Origin of the sequence: Labilibaculum manganireducens (genome assembly GCF_002843385.1) — a bacterium.
Classification (GTDB): domain Bacteria; phylum Bacteroidota; class Bacteroidia; order Bacteroidales; family Marinifilaceae; genus Labilibaculum; species Labilibaculum manganireducens.
This window is the reverse complement of sequence record NZ_MVDE01000018.1, coordinates 16326-32322: the sequence shown is the minus strand read 5'-3', so window position 1 is coordinate 32322 and position 15997 is coordinate 16326. Positions and strand designations below refer to the sequence as shown.

General features: G+C 37.2%; 7 protein-coding genes. 2 read left to right on the top strand and 5 right to left on the bottom strand.

Annotated elements, in window-relative coordinates; genetic code table 11:
* Nucleotides 1-160: 160 nt before the first annotated feature.
* Genes BZG01_RS12525 through BZG01_RS12515 form a run of 3 tightly spaced genes read right to left on the bottom strand, consistent with a single transcriptional unit; the run spans nt 161 to nt 7932 of the window.
* Nucleotides 161-4756: a hypothetical protein gene (locus tag BZG01_RS12525; RefSeq protein WP_101310184.1), complete on the bottom strand. Its 4596-nt coding sequence runs from the start codon at nt 4754-4756 to the stop codon at nt 161-163.
* Between the two features lie 14 nt (nt 4757-4770).
* Nucleotides 4771-6537 (bottom strand): hypothetical protein, encoded by a 1767-nt coding sequence (locus BZG01_RS12520; protein WP_101310183.1) that lies wholly within the window; start codon nt 6535-6537, stop codon nt 4771-4773.
* A 3-nt stretch (nt 6538-6540) separates the two neighbouring features.
* Entirely contained in the window at nt 6541-7932 is a 1392-nt protein-coding gene (locus tag BZG01_RS12515) for a PorP/SprF family type IX secretion system membrane protein (RefSeq protein ID WP_101310182.1), read from the bottom strand.
* Nucleotides 7933-8471: 539 nt separating this feature from the next.
* On the opposite strand from BZG01_RS12515, the gene BZG01_RS12510 reads away from it, so the two are divergent.
* Both BZG01_RS12510 and BZG01_RS12505 read left to right on the top strand, forming a co-directional pair.
* A complete protein-coding gene (locus tag BZG01_RS12510) occupies nt 8472-9410 on the top strand; it encodes a hypothetical protein (protein WP_101310181.1) in 939 nt (312 codons plus the stop codon).
* Nucleotides 9411-9436: 26 nt separating this feature from the next.
* On the top strand, nt 9437-12613 hold the full coding sequence (locus tag BZG01_RS12505) for an FG-GAP-like repeat-containing protein (RefSeq protein WP_101310180.1): 3177 nt from the start codon (nt 9437-9439) through the stop codon (nt 12611-12613).
* 287 nt (nt 12614-12900) lie between these two features.
* Here the strand turns inward: BZG01_RS12505 and BZG01_RS12500 are convergent, their stop codons facing one another.
* Together BZG01_RS12500 and BZG01_RS12495 are read right to left on the bottom strand one after the other, a co-directional pair.
* Nucleotides 12901-13938: a glycoside hydrolase family 53 protein gene (locus tag BZG01_RS12500; RefSeq protein WP_101310179.1), complete on the bottom strand. Its 1038-nt coding sequence runs from the start codon at nt 13936-13938 to the stop codon at nt 12901-12903.
* Between the two features lie 86 nt (nt 13939-14024).
* On the bottom strand, nt 14025-15995 hold the full coding sequence (locus tag BZG01_RS12495; RefSeq protein ID WP_101310178.1) for a DUF8037 domain-containing protein: 1971 nt from the start codon (nt 15993-15995) through the stop codon (nt 14025-14027).
* Nucleotides 15996-15997 lie beyond the last annotated feature (2 nt).

The window sequence follows — 15997 nt, the reverse complement described above, 5'->3', positions numbered from 1 at the left end:
TCACATTCATAACTCATAACTCATAACTCATAACTCCAAACAGTCTTACTTCTTTCCTACCCCTAAATCCCCTAAAGGGGACTTCTTCCAAACTATTGCCCTTAAGCCCCTTTAAGGGTTTGGGGTCAATCTAACCACAACGTTCACATTCATAACTCCTTTAGTCCATTAAATAAGGCACCACCAATTTGTTCGAATAAGTCTCCTTGTTGATTCCAGGCAATACATAACGAATAATTACTTCGTATTTTCCACCGGTTTGAAAAGGGAAATGACTGTTCAACAGGTTACTCAAATTCTCTTTCTGAGGCATTAATGATACTTTAGCTACCTTGTTTCTAAAATCTTTAAAATCGCCGTAAGCTACGGCAGCAATATTGTAATTCAGGTTAAAATATTGTGTTTGCACCTGCGGATCTTCTCCCGTATAATTGGTTTCCGTAATTAAAGGATTCGTTATGTCCTGTGAGATTCCTACGGCAAAAACCGGAGGCGTTCCCAAAACATCTGGTTTCCGCCAATCTAAGGTGTACTTTCCGGCCAAAGGATATTCGCCATACATCAATGGATTCAATCCATTTTTAAACCAGCGGTTGTTTTGCTGCGCTTCGAACTGTATTAATGGTTTGTAATCATCTCCTCCGTTCAGTTCATTTTTACCAAATACTTCAGGAGAATTAAACATTACGTTTGCCTGATAAACACCTGTATACACAGGCCATTCCCAACTTCGTCCGAATTGTATTTTCTTGTATTTCTCTTTAAAAGTATTGTAGTTGCTGCTTCTAAAGAAGTTTTCGTAAACCTGCTTTTCTTCTACAGTAGTAATACTTGACCCCTCTTTGGCTTTTTTATTATTTACAGTCGCATCCTCGTTCCCGCTTTCCTTAATTACAACATTAGCATCCATTTTACCGGCACTAAATTTTGGAATGTTTACCAGTTCCTGTTTGTAAACAGAGTTGGTAATCAATCCCTTTGGTATTTCAAAATTAACGGTACGGTCGGCATAAGAAATATCGCCCAGCAGTGCACTTCCATTTTTTCGGGTCATTCTCATTTTCTGATCCCATTTATCGTCCGGTTCAAATAAATAGGGTTGTCCCTTTCTGAGCTTAATGTAACCCAAAGCATATTCATCTTTAAAGAAATTGAATTGGTTCGATACCGGGTAAGAGTAGGCAATATTACGTGCCGGAATATAATCAGGAGCCACTCCGGTAGTAAAACTGCCCTTCTCTTCCTGAGTCTGACCTTTCATTTTTTTCCACACTCCACCAATTTTCTCTTCAAAACTCACCTTTACCTTGTAATCAATTTTCGATTCAGGAGGCAATATGTCCAACGAATTAAAAATAGCCACATCCTTATTTTCATTCCATTCTATTTCTCCTTCTATTGGTTTTCCATTAAAGCTTAAGCTCATTTCATCCAGTTTAACACGGAAAGTTTTTTCAATCTCATCCAAGTCAACCATTTCGAACGGCTTTTCAATTTCCAGATTAAAAACAGTTTGAAAAGCGGTAAAAACATCTACTTCAACTCTTCCGTTTTGAGGCGTAACATCCGAAATCACTTCCAGTTCGTCCAATACACTTCCTCCCACCAATTCGCATTTATTGCCAATTTCCACTTCGAATTTACAACGGCCTTTTACCAAACCACCCAAAACACTATAGCGGCCACCAACAATTCCTTTCATCCATAATGGATTTGGTAATTGCGCCTGAAGTAATGCTGCGGCACCTATGTGCAGAATGTGTATCCTTTTTCGTTTGTGAAATACTCTCACCTGAATACCAATTTCTCCGTCGAGATAAGCGTAAGCCTGTCCGTTGGCATACCAGCCATCAATGCCCGGCGATTTACCACTCCCCTTACACCGCACTTCGTTACCATAATTCTTTAACATGATATCGAAACCAGCACCGGCATTAAAATAGCCGTAGAAAATAAGGAAATTCAGATTTCCGGTACTGATGCTGACATTGGAGCCAAAAGCAAAGCCTTTCCCTGTTCCCAATGCATTAAAATCTCTCATGTAATCCAAGTCATCTGCCCCCAGAATATCTGCAACTTCATCTGGTGGAGGCGGACTGCCCAGTATTTTTGTTCCCACCATAAAGTAGCTGCCTGTTTTTAGTATGCGCATTAATTTAATGCCTACCCTGTCTTCTGGGGTTCCCATGTAGAAATACCAATCTTTAGGATCGACATGCAATTCGGCCCAGCCTGCTCTTCCATTCGATCCTACCCCCTGAATAACTCCTCCCGGCACATTCATGAACAAATCGAATGTTCCGTGCAAACTTTTATTGGGAAAATCGTAGCTGACTTTTGCTTTTGCAGCCACCACAGATTTTCCGGCAATTTCACTTTCAGAGCCAAACATTTGCGTTTGAACATCCGATTGTCCTTTTATTCCAGGCAGATTAACTTTGTCAAGTAGATTATTTACTTTTGATATTCCAGACATATTAACGTCTTCAACTATATTATTTAATCCTTTGTCCAGACTTTTAGACAACTTCATACAACTTGCCTGCATAGCATCAGCACCCGGAATATTTAAGGGAGATAAAAATTTCCCGTTTCCTTCAAACGAAATGTAATTCAATCCTCCATTGCTATTGAACGACATCTCGAAAATTGTTTCAATTGTTACTGCAGATTTATCTGGTGAAGCCAGATCGGCTCTTGCTTTTAAACCAAGACCGGCCTCTTTGTTTGGCACATAAACAATTCCACTGGGAGTTGCCCCAATACTGCCTGCACCTAAAGCTGTTCCGCTATGCGACATCCTATTGTAAACACCACCTCCAAAAGAGTAAATACTTAAACCTGGAAATACAGGAACACCACTCGGCAAAGTAAACATACCATCAGCATACCAATACCTATATCCTTCAACACTGCCAAAAAGCGCTGAAGCCTGCAAAGCAATTCCGGGCGTAAATTTGGCATCAACCATTCCTTTAAAACCGGATCCGTAAAGAGGATCATTTTTGTACCATTGCGCAAAACCTTTTAATTGATAACTGCCCTGATTTACTTCAATACCCAGCTTGCCGATATCCAATCCTGCATACTTAAATTTTATTCGTTCAGGATCTTTTTCGGCCAAAATAATAGCTTCTGCAATCCCACTAAAACTACTGCTAACATTAACGGTCATGTCCAAACCCAAACCGTATTCATTCGTTTTTCGTTTCGTTAATGTAATTCTGTTGAGTTGAATTGGTAAAAAACCTAACTTTTTAGGTGTATTCTCTCGTCCTAAACTAAAACGATCTGCATCCAGAAAGGGTTCCCGGGTAGTCACCATTAATCCTTCAAAAGAAATGTCTCCAATATTTAGAAGTTTTGTTTTTGGTACCATTGAACCATGCAATACCGCTGTAGGATGAAAACGATGATCTTCCACATCAACTTCTAAATATGAAGAAGGAGCTAATTTCACTTCTGATTTAAACAGCGGAAAATCCATATCTTCCTTTACTGTTGCTTTCACATAGTATTTATCATCTGGTTGAATTAAACCATAGTAGCCCAAATGATCTGTATCACCGGCAATTGGTAGTAAAATATCTCCATTGAACCATGCCTTTTGTAACTTATTGTACTTTAAACCCACTCCCAATGTATCCAAAGAATATGCCCAACCACTCATATCTCCTTCTTCCAAAGGAATTAAACTGGTTCCTCCGAATTCCCCTGTAAAACCCATTTCATCAATAATAGCACTTCGCAAAAAGAGACTTATATTTTCCTCTTGATTTTTCTTGCGGTATTGACTTGGAATCTCAACATTTAAATCTTTTAAATAGAATCCCTGCCAAAGCGGACTATTTAATTCAGGCATTGAGGTAGATTGATAGCCTTTTGGGAAGACCATCCCTGAAGAATTTCGGGTATCACTAAAATCAAAAACTGCATTGCTAACCTTAAACTTAAAATCGGTAAGACCTTTCACCTGAAAAGGATCCAAGCTCACATCAACAACAAAATCAGAAAATGTAGTAATACTTGTTTCGAAAGCGGCAGAAACCTTTGCAGTATTTATTGTATCGGCAGGCAATAGTACATCGCGGCTAAACTCAAGCTTTCCCTGCAAGCCCATCCCCCTGTATCCGTTGCAATCCCAATCTACATATGTTTTTTTATTCTCACCTACAAATACCATTGTCATGTTCTTGTTAAGCGGAAAAGACTGATTCCCAATCAGCATTAAACGTGCATCGCCCGTAAATCCTCCACGGTTAAAGCCAATCCGGCTTCCGGCAAATCCAAGTTGTCTTTTTGCAAGAGGTACATCAATTAATGCTGAAGCACAAAGTTCGCCTCCTTTAGGAGTTAGAAATACGGAATCAATACATATTGTAACTCCTCCCACTCCAATTGACTGATCTTTACCTAATGGTAAATCGAATGATTTTTTGGAATTTATTAAATCCTGAAGTTTACGCGATTCGGTTCTGATTTTCTTTGCAGTAGCAATCAATTTCTCCATTCGCTTAATATCCTTTGGATTAACCAAAGATGCAGCCATCGATGCTCCTTGCGATTGAACAGAATCCTCTTGAAATAGTTTTATTTCATCAATATCATTTTCAACAGCAAAATGATTTGCAGAAAATCCAACTTTAAATACAGAAACAAGCAAAATCAGCAACATCAAATTTCGCAGCGATTGCCTCATCGTTGCCCTGTAAATTCCATTTCGAACTAATTTATTACCTATTGAATCGAACTTCATTTTCTGCTGTTTGTTTAAAAACTGTAATTGTATCCCATACTAAGAGTAAACTCTGCATATTTCTTCTCCTCATGCCTATTCATATAATTCATGCTTAGAGTAAAACTATGTTTCTTTACAGCATAAGAATTATTGCACCGAATCACATAAATCCGATTTGCGAAATCGCCGTTCTGGTAGGATCTGTTCCAGGATCCGCTCACCGAACTTCTCAAATTCTTTTTAAACCTTTTGGACAAACTCAGTGTTGGCCCAAGAGTTAAGGCATCACCCGATTCCATATCGTTGTAATTCCCATTTATTGAGGAGGACAAAGAAACTCCACTGTTTTTCCAACTAATACTATGTGTAATTCCGGTGCTGTAGAATTTATTTCCGGGCTTTTTATTCTGCCCTTCCTGTTTTTCCGATGCCATTTGCACATTCAGATTAACATTTAAATTTTGTCTGGCATCTGCATTTTTCACATCACCCAAAACCTGCGACAGACTAAGTGACATATTCTGAGAAACCTGGGTAAAATCGAGGGTATCATAAACCTGTTGCTGATTCACTTCATTTATGTCTTCGAAATCGGATCGGATATTCGTGAAAGAACTATAGTTTGAGTAGGATAAATTCAGATTCGTTTTGGCACCTGTTTGTATTCCAACATTTACAGCTCCCACCACATTATTCATTCTTGATTTTTTCTCGTTTTTCAGATCATTCCTTTGCAAACCGGCATTTGCAGAGATATTTAAGTGTCCTTTTAAAAACTGTTTGGCAGTTGTCACTGAAATATTCTCCATATCATTGGTAAAATAATAGGCTCCCAATGTTTGGTACTCCGGATCAACCCTTTCGTACAACATCGACACAGAAAAATCCTGACTTTGATAGGATACATCAGTTTTGATAGCGGTATAAACAGAACTTGATGAGTTGGCATTCATGATGCCATTGGTAAGTACGAATACACCGGTATTCTTTTCACCCCTGTTTTTAAGTCTTTTATCCTGGGTCAGCATACTATTGGTATATTCAACACCAACAAAAATTTTACTGAACAGATTTTTACGAACATTCACTCCCAATACCAGGTTTTCCATGGGTGTGATTTCGGTGTTGTCTGGAATAAGCTTTACTGAATTCTCATCATCCTTAGCCCCAAATGCAATAACACTCAAATCATCCCCCTTGTCTTTGTAATTTAGTTTTAAACCGTAGCCCATCCTTTTGTAGAAAAACAATGTTTCCTTTTCCGTACCCACTGGTTCTTCCGCTTTCCGAAGTCTTCCAATCATAAGGCTGGCGCTTAGCTTTATTGGTGGAGTCAGCTCAAGCCCGACTCCTAAAAAACTATGTCCGCTTAAACTATAAGGCGAGAAACTCATGGCTGAATAACCCGCATGCAGCTTCACCCACTTGTAAGTTGGAGATATTCCTATCTGGTTAAAACTAACTCCATGCGATAATTCTACATCCTGATTGGAATAGGTGAAATTTAAAGGAATTGACCACTGTTCAAACAGTGACAGATTCAAATTACCTGCAGCATAAAATGTATGTGCGTCTCTGTTGCGCTTAACCCCTATTGCCGAATAATTAACATTATTGGCTGAGATACTGCCCGAAACGCCAATCTTTTTTGCATTGATTACTTGCTCAACATCCTGAGAACAAACAACAAGAAATGAACTTAACTGAATAAACAGGAAACACAAAATCCGGACAAATATCCGGGCTCTCTGGTCTCTATTTCTACTCAAACTTATTATATCGTGAACCCCTTTATTCATTTCTTACCGATAAATAATAAATTTGATTCGTCTGTTCTTTAATCTTTCCTGACCATATGCGTTGGCTACAACAGGATTTGAGTTTCCTTCCCCAAAATAATCCACTCTGTTTCCTGCAATTCCATGCTGTTCGAAATAATCCGAAATAATTTCAGCCCTATGAACAGATACTTCCAGATTCTTCGCATCATTTACCATCATATCGGTAAAAACATGTATATGAACGATTGAATTTTTATGCTTCTGCATCCGTTCAATCAAAGAGTCAATAAACTTCTTCAAACTCTTATCTATAATTTTGTGCTGATCGACGGTTGAATAATCCCAGTACTCATCATCCCAAACAAACTCCTCCTTCTTTTTGCGTACAAGTCCACTTGCATTTCTTATCTTATCAGAGAAGCCGGATTTCTTTTCCCGACTAAAATTCTTATTCAACGAAAGCATCACTTCATTGCTTGTCATGTAATTAGAATTTATTTTTGAAGATGTAATAGTACGGCCAACTCTTATTGAATAAAAGGATTGCGAAAACTCTACAGCAAGTGCGTAGACTTTGTCAACAACATACCGGGGAATTAAAGCAACACTTCCTTCCTTAAAAAAACCTCCTTTGGAATTCTGCCAATAATATCTCATATCCAAACCAAGATTTAGCCACTCATTCTCATCCTGAAATCTCAAATCACCATCTGCTAACAGACTTAATTCATTCCCTAATAAAAGGTTGTACCCAAACTGAAGACCGTATTGATAAGAAAGCTTCTCTTTTTGATCGTTCCCGGAAGTGTAAACAGGTCTGTTTAAATTGGCCAGTGAGGCACCAATAAAATAGTTAAGACTATTATTTCGATACATTTTTTCGAGTCGAATTCCAGAGTTCCATGAAGAATATCCATCCGATACATCCTGAAAATTTTCATTAATAGCTAAACTTGGACTAAAACCTTCTCCTAAAACATACTGACTACCCGTTGTAAAACCATTGTTGTCAAAAAAACGCTGAAGTACATTCCAGGAAATACCCAAACCTAAATTTAATTGATCCGACACTTTCAACTTATAGGCCAAAGAAACGGCAAAACTCTCTTCCTTCAGCAAATCATTAGACGACAAATCATCAGACATAAACGACACACCTACAGCGCCCAAATGGCCTCGTTTCTTATCATTTAAAACCGGCAAAACACCGGTAACCAGAGAGGTTGTAAAGGCAGAACCTGATTTAATTTTCTGAATGCGATTGTAGAAACTTACTTTTGCGTACGGCAACCCGACAATAGCTGAAGGATTGTATTGCAATGGAGATTCTGTATAGTTAACTAAGGGTATTTTTTGAGCCTTGAGGTGAAATGACACGACAATAAAAACCAATAAAATTATTTTCCCTCTCATTCTGGATTACTGTTTTATCTAATACTCTAGCTCAGGAAATTAACCTTAACAGGTTGAAATGGCCTAAAACTAATAAATTTTATATGTTACATTATTCGGACAACAATAATAGACACTAATATGTTAATACACAATATTTTTTGTTAATATTTCTTAAATAAGACTCAATTTTATCAGCCTTAAAATAAATATTCTAATTAACAAGCAAATTAGATTTTTAATATTCTTTTATGTTGACACAAGTGAAAAACACATCTTCACAAGCTTCGTAAATAATACATTCCACAGCTTGCCACACGACAAAACAAATCAACCAAAAATCCTTATAAATAAGGATATACATACAATACAGAATCATTTCATACAACTTACAAACCTTTTTAATCCGAATCTTTTAAATAGTAAAATCACATTAAAACAAAACACAACTATGATTAATTTAAATACATTCTAACATATGGAAGGGGATAATATCACAAAGTTCTTCTCCAATTTTATTTTATTTGTCTATATTCGAACATAATTTTCAAAATAAAATCATGAAATCAATTTTTAAGTTAATTACATGCGGTGTTATTGTATTATTCTTCTCAAACACCTCATTTACACAGGAGTTAAACAGAAAAGGGATACAATCCTTCTTTAAGGATGTAATATCAAATCCTGATTCATATCATAATACGCCAAGTGATTTTAGCACAAATAAGCTTGAAATCTTAAATGATTTAGAAGTATACAGAATTGATTCAATTGACGCAGTTCGAAAATACGCTTACCTTATTGCCAATAACCTAACTAAAAATGATACAAATTCTATCCTTAAACAGGATGTAGTTAATTTTCTGTTAAAAGGATTTAGTGACTCAAACTCCGGCACCTGCGGTATTGTAAGCGATTTACTGAAAGATTACGCTAAAAAAAGCTATAACAATAAGGCCCGAAACAAAATTCTGGAATTACTTTACCTAACTCCCCCTTACTATCATGAACTAATCAGATTAGCTGGATATGTTAATCCTGACTCTACTCTAAAAAGTATTACAGAACTACTGTCATCTGGAATTATCAAAAGCAATGAACCATACTGGGCAGCCAAACTGGCACTGGCAAGAATTGGAGATCATGCAGCAATGGAATTCTGTATGAAACAAATTAAGATGATGGAGGTAAATGATGATTTAGTTTATGATTACGTTCCTGATCTTATCTACACACATCAGAGAGAAGCTTTTGATTTTTTAATCCAGTTATTAAACAGCAATGAAAAAAACTGTGAATCTTCCAATGCAGAATCGAAAGAAATGATTGTATGCGGATATAGAATCATGGAGTATCTTGCTCCTGTAATAGCAAACTTCCCTCTTAAAGTAAGTGATAGCGGAGATATAGACACGAAGAATTATACCGAAGCTCTTCAAATATGCCGCGATTGGTTTTTACAACACACTGATTACAAAATTATAAACGAAGAATACTAGTTCTTCCCATTCCTGAATAGTAAAAAATGAAAAAAATATTTTTAATCCCCATAGTTTGCCTCTGTTTTAATATGTGTCTGGCTCAGTTTCAGGAGAAAGTTTTCACCAACATTCCCAATTTGAATAATAGTAAATGTGTTTGGGGAGATATTAATCATGACGGGCGCCAAGATTTAGTATTAATGGGCGAACAACCTGATAAGTATGTAACCAGCATATACATTAATGATAGTGATCACTTTTCTCAAATGATTGTTCCCGAATTAATACCTCTTAGCAATGGTTCTCTCTCTTTACTGGATTTTAACAATGATAACTACCTTGATTTATTTTATACCGGAATAGATAAGGATGGCATTAAACACACTCTCCTGTTTAAAAATATCAACGGAAACTCATATGTGAAAATGACAACATCATTCGAAAATGTTAACCTTAGCAGCCATACCTGGTTTGATTTTAACAATGATGGGTTTCTTGATCTGGTTTTGTCAGGCTTGAATGATACAAATCAAATTATTACAAAAACATATATAAACAACAAAAATGAAGGTTTCTATCTCCGAGAATATGACTTAGCAACCGTTTATTCTGGAAGTACAACATCAATTGATTACAACAAAGATGGATGGACAGATCTTCTAATCACAGGAAAATCGGAAGGCTCCCGCAGAATTTGTTATTTATATCGAAATGAAAAAGGCATTGCTTTCCATAAAGTAATAGAACTGGATGGAGTAACAGAGGGCGATTCAAAATGGGGCGACATCAACAATGACGGATTCCCTGACCTTGTAATTGCTGGATATGATGGTGAAAACTATCAATCAAGAGTATACACAAATAATAAAGGGACTTTGCAGTTTTCTCAAAACTTATCTGTTCCACTTGGTGGCTGCGATTTAGAATGGCTGGACTATGATGGTGATGAAGATTTAGATTTGATCAGCATAGGAGGAATTAACAATACAAGCCCAAAAACCGTGCTGTATACCAATGATAACGGTCTGCTTTCTAATTCTAACATCGTATTTCCAAATGTTTTTGCAGGTTGCCTGGCCGTTACAGACTTTAACGGAGATGGTAAAGCTGATATATTCATTTCCGGCACGCAAATCCCAGAAGGTCCTAAATCTCTTTTCTACTCTAATAATTACAGTTTCTCGTACAACAAACCAACCCCTCCAACCTTATTGAATTCAGCAACAAGTTATCCTAATGTATCTTTAAGTTGGAACAAAGGCAGTGATAATATATCTACCCCAAGCAGTCTTCATTACAGATTAAAACTTGGAACCACAACCGACAGATCTGAATTCTACCCTTTTTATACTAATCTAACTACCGGTGAAAATTTATTGACTTCACAAAACGAACTGTCAGACACAACTATCGAGTTGGCGAATCTTTCTGAAGGCAAATATTATTGGGCTTTACAAAGTGTTGACATTGCCGGCAATATTTCAGAATTATCTGATTTGCATACGTTTTTTATTAATGCCCCAATAAGTTTAGGGGAAGATCTAAATGTTTGCCCCGGCGAACAAATTCATCTATCAATTCCTGATGGTAATTACACCGCAAACTGGTATTCTAAAAGTAAAGGTGAAATTGCAAGCAATACGAACAACATTTCTCTATCAATTACTACCGATGATACCGTTTGGGTTAAATTGAACAAAAATTACGGAGGTATTGTGTGCGATACAATTAATATTTTTTATCATGAAAACCCGGTAATTGAATTAAATAATGAAACATACTCATGTTACGGTGAAAGTATAAATTTAAATCCCACAACTAATGGCACTATCAGGACATGGAAAACATTCGAAAACAAAATACTTAGTAATAATCTGATTTACAATATACTTACTACCGAAAAAGATTCCTTGATTTTTGAAGTACAATCAGAATACGGCTGTATTGCGAAAGACACAAGTTTTATATTTGTACAGAAACTTCCTGTAATTGATTTAAAAGACAATTATTTTGCTTGTAAAAACCAACAAATCACAATTCAAACAAGTGATTATTATAAAACTAAATGGTTGAATCAAAATAAAAACTTACTATTGGAAAACACCAATAAATTCACTTATAAAGTCGACAATGATTATGAATTTTATTTAAAAGTGGAAAATAAAGAGGGATGTTCATCAGAACAGAAATTTGCGCTCCATCCTTACTCTCTTCCATCAGCTTACGCAGGAAAAGACACCCTAATTTGCGAAGGTTCTGAAATTACACTTGGACCGGATGCAATGGCCGAAAGGGGAACATCACCATACAAATACTCTTGGACTTCATCTAACAACACTTTCGTTTCTGAAGAAATGCACCCAAAGTTTAAGGCGCTTCAATCTACTGAATTAGCATTAAAAGTTACTGATTCAAATGGTTGCGAAGATCGTGACACTACTGTATATACCATAAATCCAATAAGCAACATTGATGCAGGTTCAGACAAATCGATCTGTGTTGGAGAATCATTAGAACTTGGCGGCAATCCTACAGCTCAAAATAGTCTTAGGGAGTATAAATATTTATGGATTCCTTCAACAGGACTTAACAATCCTAACATTGCCAACCCAACAGCAACACCTTCAACAAGTACAGAGTATCAATTAGTTGTTTCCACACACAATTGCGAAATCTTAACAGATAAAATAAAAGTCAACGTACATCAAAAACCAATCATCGCTATAAAACCCGACACTATTGTGGGAGCTAAGCAGGAATTCAAACTTTGGGCAAAAGGTGCAAACACTTACGAATGGACTCCGGAATTCCCATTAGATGACCCTTCAAGCAATTCACCAATAGCCAGCATTCCAGAAAATACAATATTCTCAGTAATTGGCTATTCTGAATTTGGCTGTCAGTCAGACCAGAAAAATATTAGCGTTCATGTGAACAACGAGATCTTCATTCCTACTTTATTCTCTCCAAACAATGATGGCAACAATGACAGATTCCTTGTGTACGGCACAGGGCTATCGAAATTAACAATTAGAATCTACAACAACTGGGGAAAAGTTGTTTATAGAAGCAATGACAATTCCGAAATTCAAAAAACAGGTTGGGATGGAAAAGACAAAGGCAAGAATGCACCTGAAGGCAATTACATCTGGGAACTGGAAGGAAATTATTCTGATGGACGATACTGGAAAAAAACCGGTACAATCTACCTAATGAGATAAAATTTCATTCTCTTTCATCTCAAATATTTTAGGTGAATTCTCAAGGAAACGCCAATAATTAAACTGCAATAAACAACTATAAATAACACGATTTAGCACAAGCAATAAAGATCATTCTCTCTCCAAAAATTAGGATTCACCCCAAACAAAAAGACTGTAAATCAATTAATTTACAGTCCTTTTCATTTCAACTTATTCGTTCCACCACAAATAAAACCAAACTCTTTTACTTAAATTCTCCTCTTTACTGATCCCCAAAATGACAGAATGAAAAAACACATTCTAAATTATTTGCTAAAAGCATCCATCGCTTTTGTTGGATAACCAGCCTCATCAAAAGCTCCTTTTTGGTATTCTTTCCATCCATTGTAACATTGTGGTTCCCAATAAAAAACCCCTAAACAACTATCATTTAATTTGGTTCTTGTAATCAGATCTGAAAGAAAGTTATATGCTGCATCCTCCCCGTCCCAGTTCATACCTGTCTCGCAAATCATGATCCCGCAAGCATAGCGACTGACCATGTCATTGATATTGCTGATTAAATCGTCGTTCATGCTTTGCCAGGTGTCCGGTTCCGGGTACAAGGACATGCCAATCACATCCCATTTTCCGCCATTATTTTTCAAACCGTCAAACAACCATCTGAACTTTGAATTCTTATTTCCCTCCTGCAGATGTACAACAACTTTTGCCTCCGGGAAAACAGCTTTTACAGCATCGTATCCATAATTGGTAAGACTTGCATACTGTGCCATATTTTCATCTGCCTTTCCATCGCTCCAAAGCATGCCATTACCAGTTTCGTTGCCTACCTGAACCCATTCCGGGCTAATCCCCCAGTTGTTAAGTGCAGTTAATACCTCAGAGGTATGATCTTTTACGGCAAGGCACAAATCGTCGAAAGACAGATTTTCCCAACTTACAGGCTTGCTTTGTTTGGAAGGATCGGCCCATGAGTCGCTGTAATGAAAATCAACCAAAATACGCATTCCTAAATCGTTGGCCCGTTTGGCCTTAACCAGCATATCGGTTTTATTGCACCATCCATCGGTTGGATTTACCCAAACCCGTAAGCGAATGGAATTCATACCCAAACTTTTTAACAGGCTCATGCATTCGGTTTTGTTTCCTTCGGCATTGTAAAATAAAATACCCGCACTCTCCATCTCAGTTAACCAACTTACATCGGCACCTTTGGCAAAACCACACATATCCCCTACAACTGGATTCTCCGGCAAAGGCTTGTTATCCTCATTATCGCTGCACGAGACAAAAAGAAAAACAAAACTGATCAGCAATATTGTAATTTTTTGAATTTTCATTGTTGTAATATCCGTTTAGTAAAAAAACAGAGGTATTCTAATTCGTATGAATTGTAAAAATCATTTAGAATACCTCATTTTCATTATTACTGTACTTCAAAAGTACAGGTATTGTGAATAAAGTCAACAATTACATTGTATGTTCCATTTGCCAGACTTTGAACCTCTGTCATGTTAGCACCCAAATAGCTCATGGAATCAAAAGAACCTCCATAATAACGGTTCCATGACTGATCTAAATGAATGGCCATTCCATATGGTGAATCAGCACTGATGCTTGCAGTTCCTGTATATACTCCGGCAGATGCTTTCGTTAATACAACTGAAGTAAAGTCCCAAACATCATTTAGCCCGGTGATATAAACCTCATCGCCTAAAAATACATAGGTTTGATTTTTGATGTTGGCAACCAAGTCGTAAGTTCCTGTTGCTATTGAAGCATCATCGGTAATACCATCGGCTCCCAAGCTTAGATTTCCACCTTCACCACCATAAAAATAATCCCATCCGCCATTTATATATAACTTAGCTCCATATTCAGAGGCGACATTAATCGTTACACTACCTGAATAGACTCCATCAACCTCTTCAGATGTCATTTCTACCAGACTCCAATCATCATTAAATCCACCGTAACTTAAGCTGGTTACTTCTGTATGACTGTAAGTTAAGTTCTTCAAATCGGCCTGAATTAAATACAATCCCGGATCCGGAGCAGTAATATTATTGGCTCCCTGAAATTTCAATGTTCCTTCTGTATCGCCCATCTTATAAACATCATTCCAATTGTCTTTTTCTAGAGACATATTATAGCCCCACAATGAATTCACATTTATCACCCCTGCAAATGTAGAATCCTCTTCGCTCAATAAACGCAGGTAGTTGTCAAATGTCCAGGATCCTGAAATGCCATCATCAACACCGGAAAGATACAAATACCCGCTAAGTGGTTTTACCTCTTCCGTTGCACCAGCTGTTATCTCATAATGCAGGTTGAGTGGATCCGACAAATAGAAAGTTAAAGTATAATCGCCGGCTGTTCCAAAAGTAATATCGCCGGCAGATGCAGCCAACATATCAAAGGTCAATCCACCATTGGCATCAGCAATAAAACCAATCTCTTTGCTAATAGCGGCATCATCATTCGTTGCAGTGGAGAAATTATAGAGTTTAGCATCAGAACAGCTGACTTTCACCACTGCATTATCTTTTGCGGTGCTTACTGACACATACCATTTCACTTCCGATTTTACAAAAGTCATTTCGGCACTTACATCACCGCTTACAGTCAGGTTAGGAATATAAGTTGCTGTCCATTCTTTTGATAATGTACTTGCTGTTGTATAGTAACATCCACCAAAACCCGGATACCAAAAATTCCACATGGAGCTTTCGTCCGAGGACATCAAAAATTCTTTACCATCAGCACCTTCATTGCCCCAAAGGCTTCCGTCTCCTTCTTTTAAAAACCAATTGCTCCAGGCAGTAGTTCCAATAAAACCAGAATATTCACCATCGCTATCAGGAGCATACAATACAAAACCAGTCTCCACCTTATCTGCATCAAGCACAAAAGCTTTTGACATATCAATAGTGTAGCTGGTAATATTGACAGCAATCACATTGCTGTAATAAGGATCTGTATTATCGCCATAAGCCAAATTGACTCTGAAATACATAGGAATACTGACATCCGGAGTATAAGCAAAATTCTTTGCCATGGTATTCAATTCACCTCCGGTAAAAGAGTATATATTACTCTCCGGCTTTATAGTTTGATAAGTTTTAAAATCCTCAGCTGCAGAAACCTCAATTGCAACAGATGGGATATCATCAGGTATACTTACAACCGCACTACTAATACTAAGCTCACTTTCGTTCCAGCTTAAAGCCAACATGGGTGCATCCTTGGTTTCCTGAGATAGAACAATATCAGATTCACTTGTTAGAAGCGTTGATGAATTCAGCCCGGAAACGAAAATCTCATCCCCATCTTTTTCGCAGGCAGTAAATAATGCTGAGCAACATACCGCCAGAAATATGATTAATTTCTTCATAA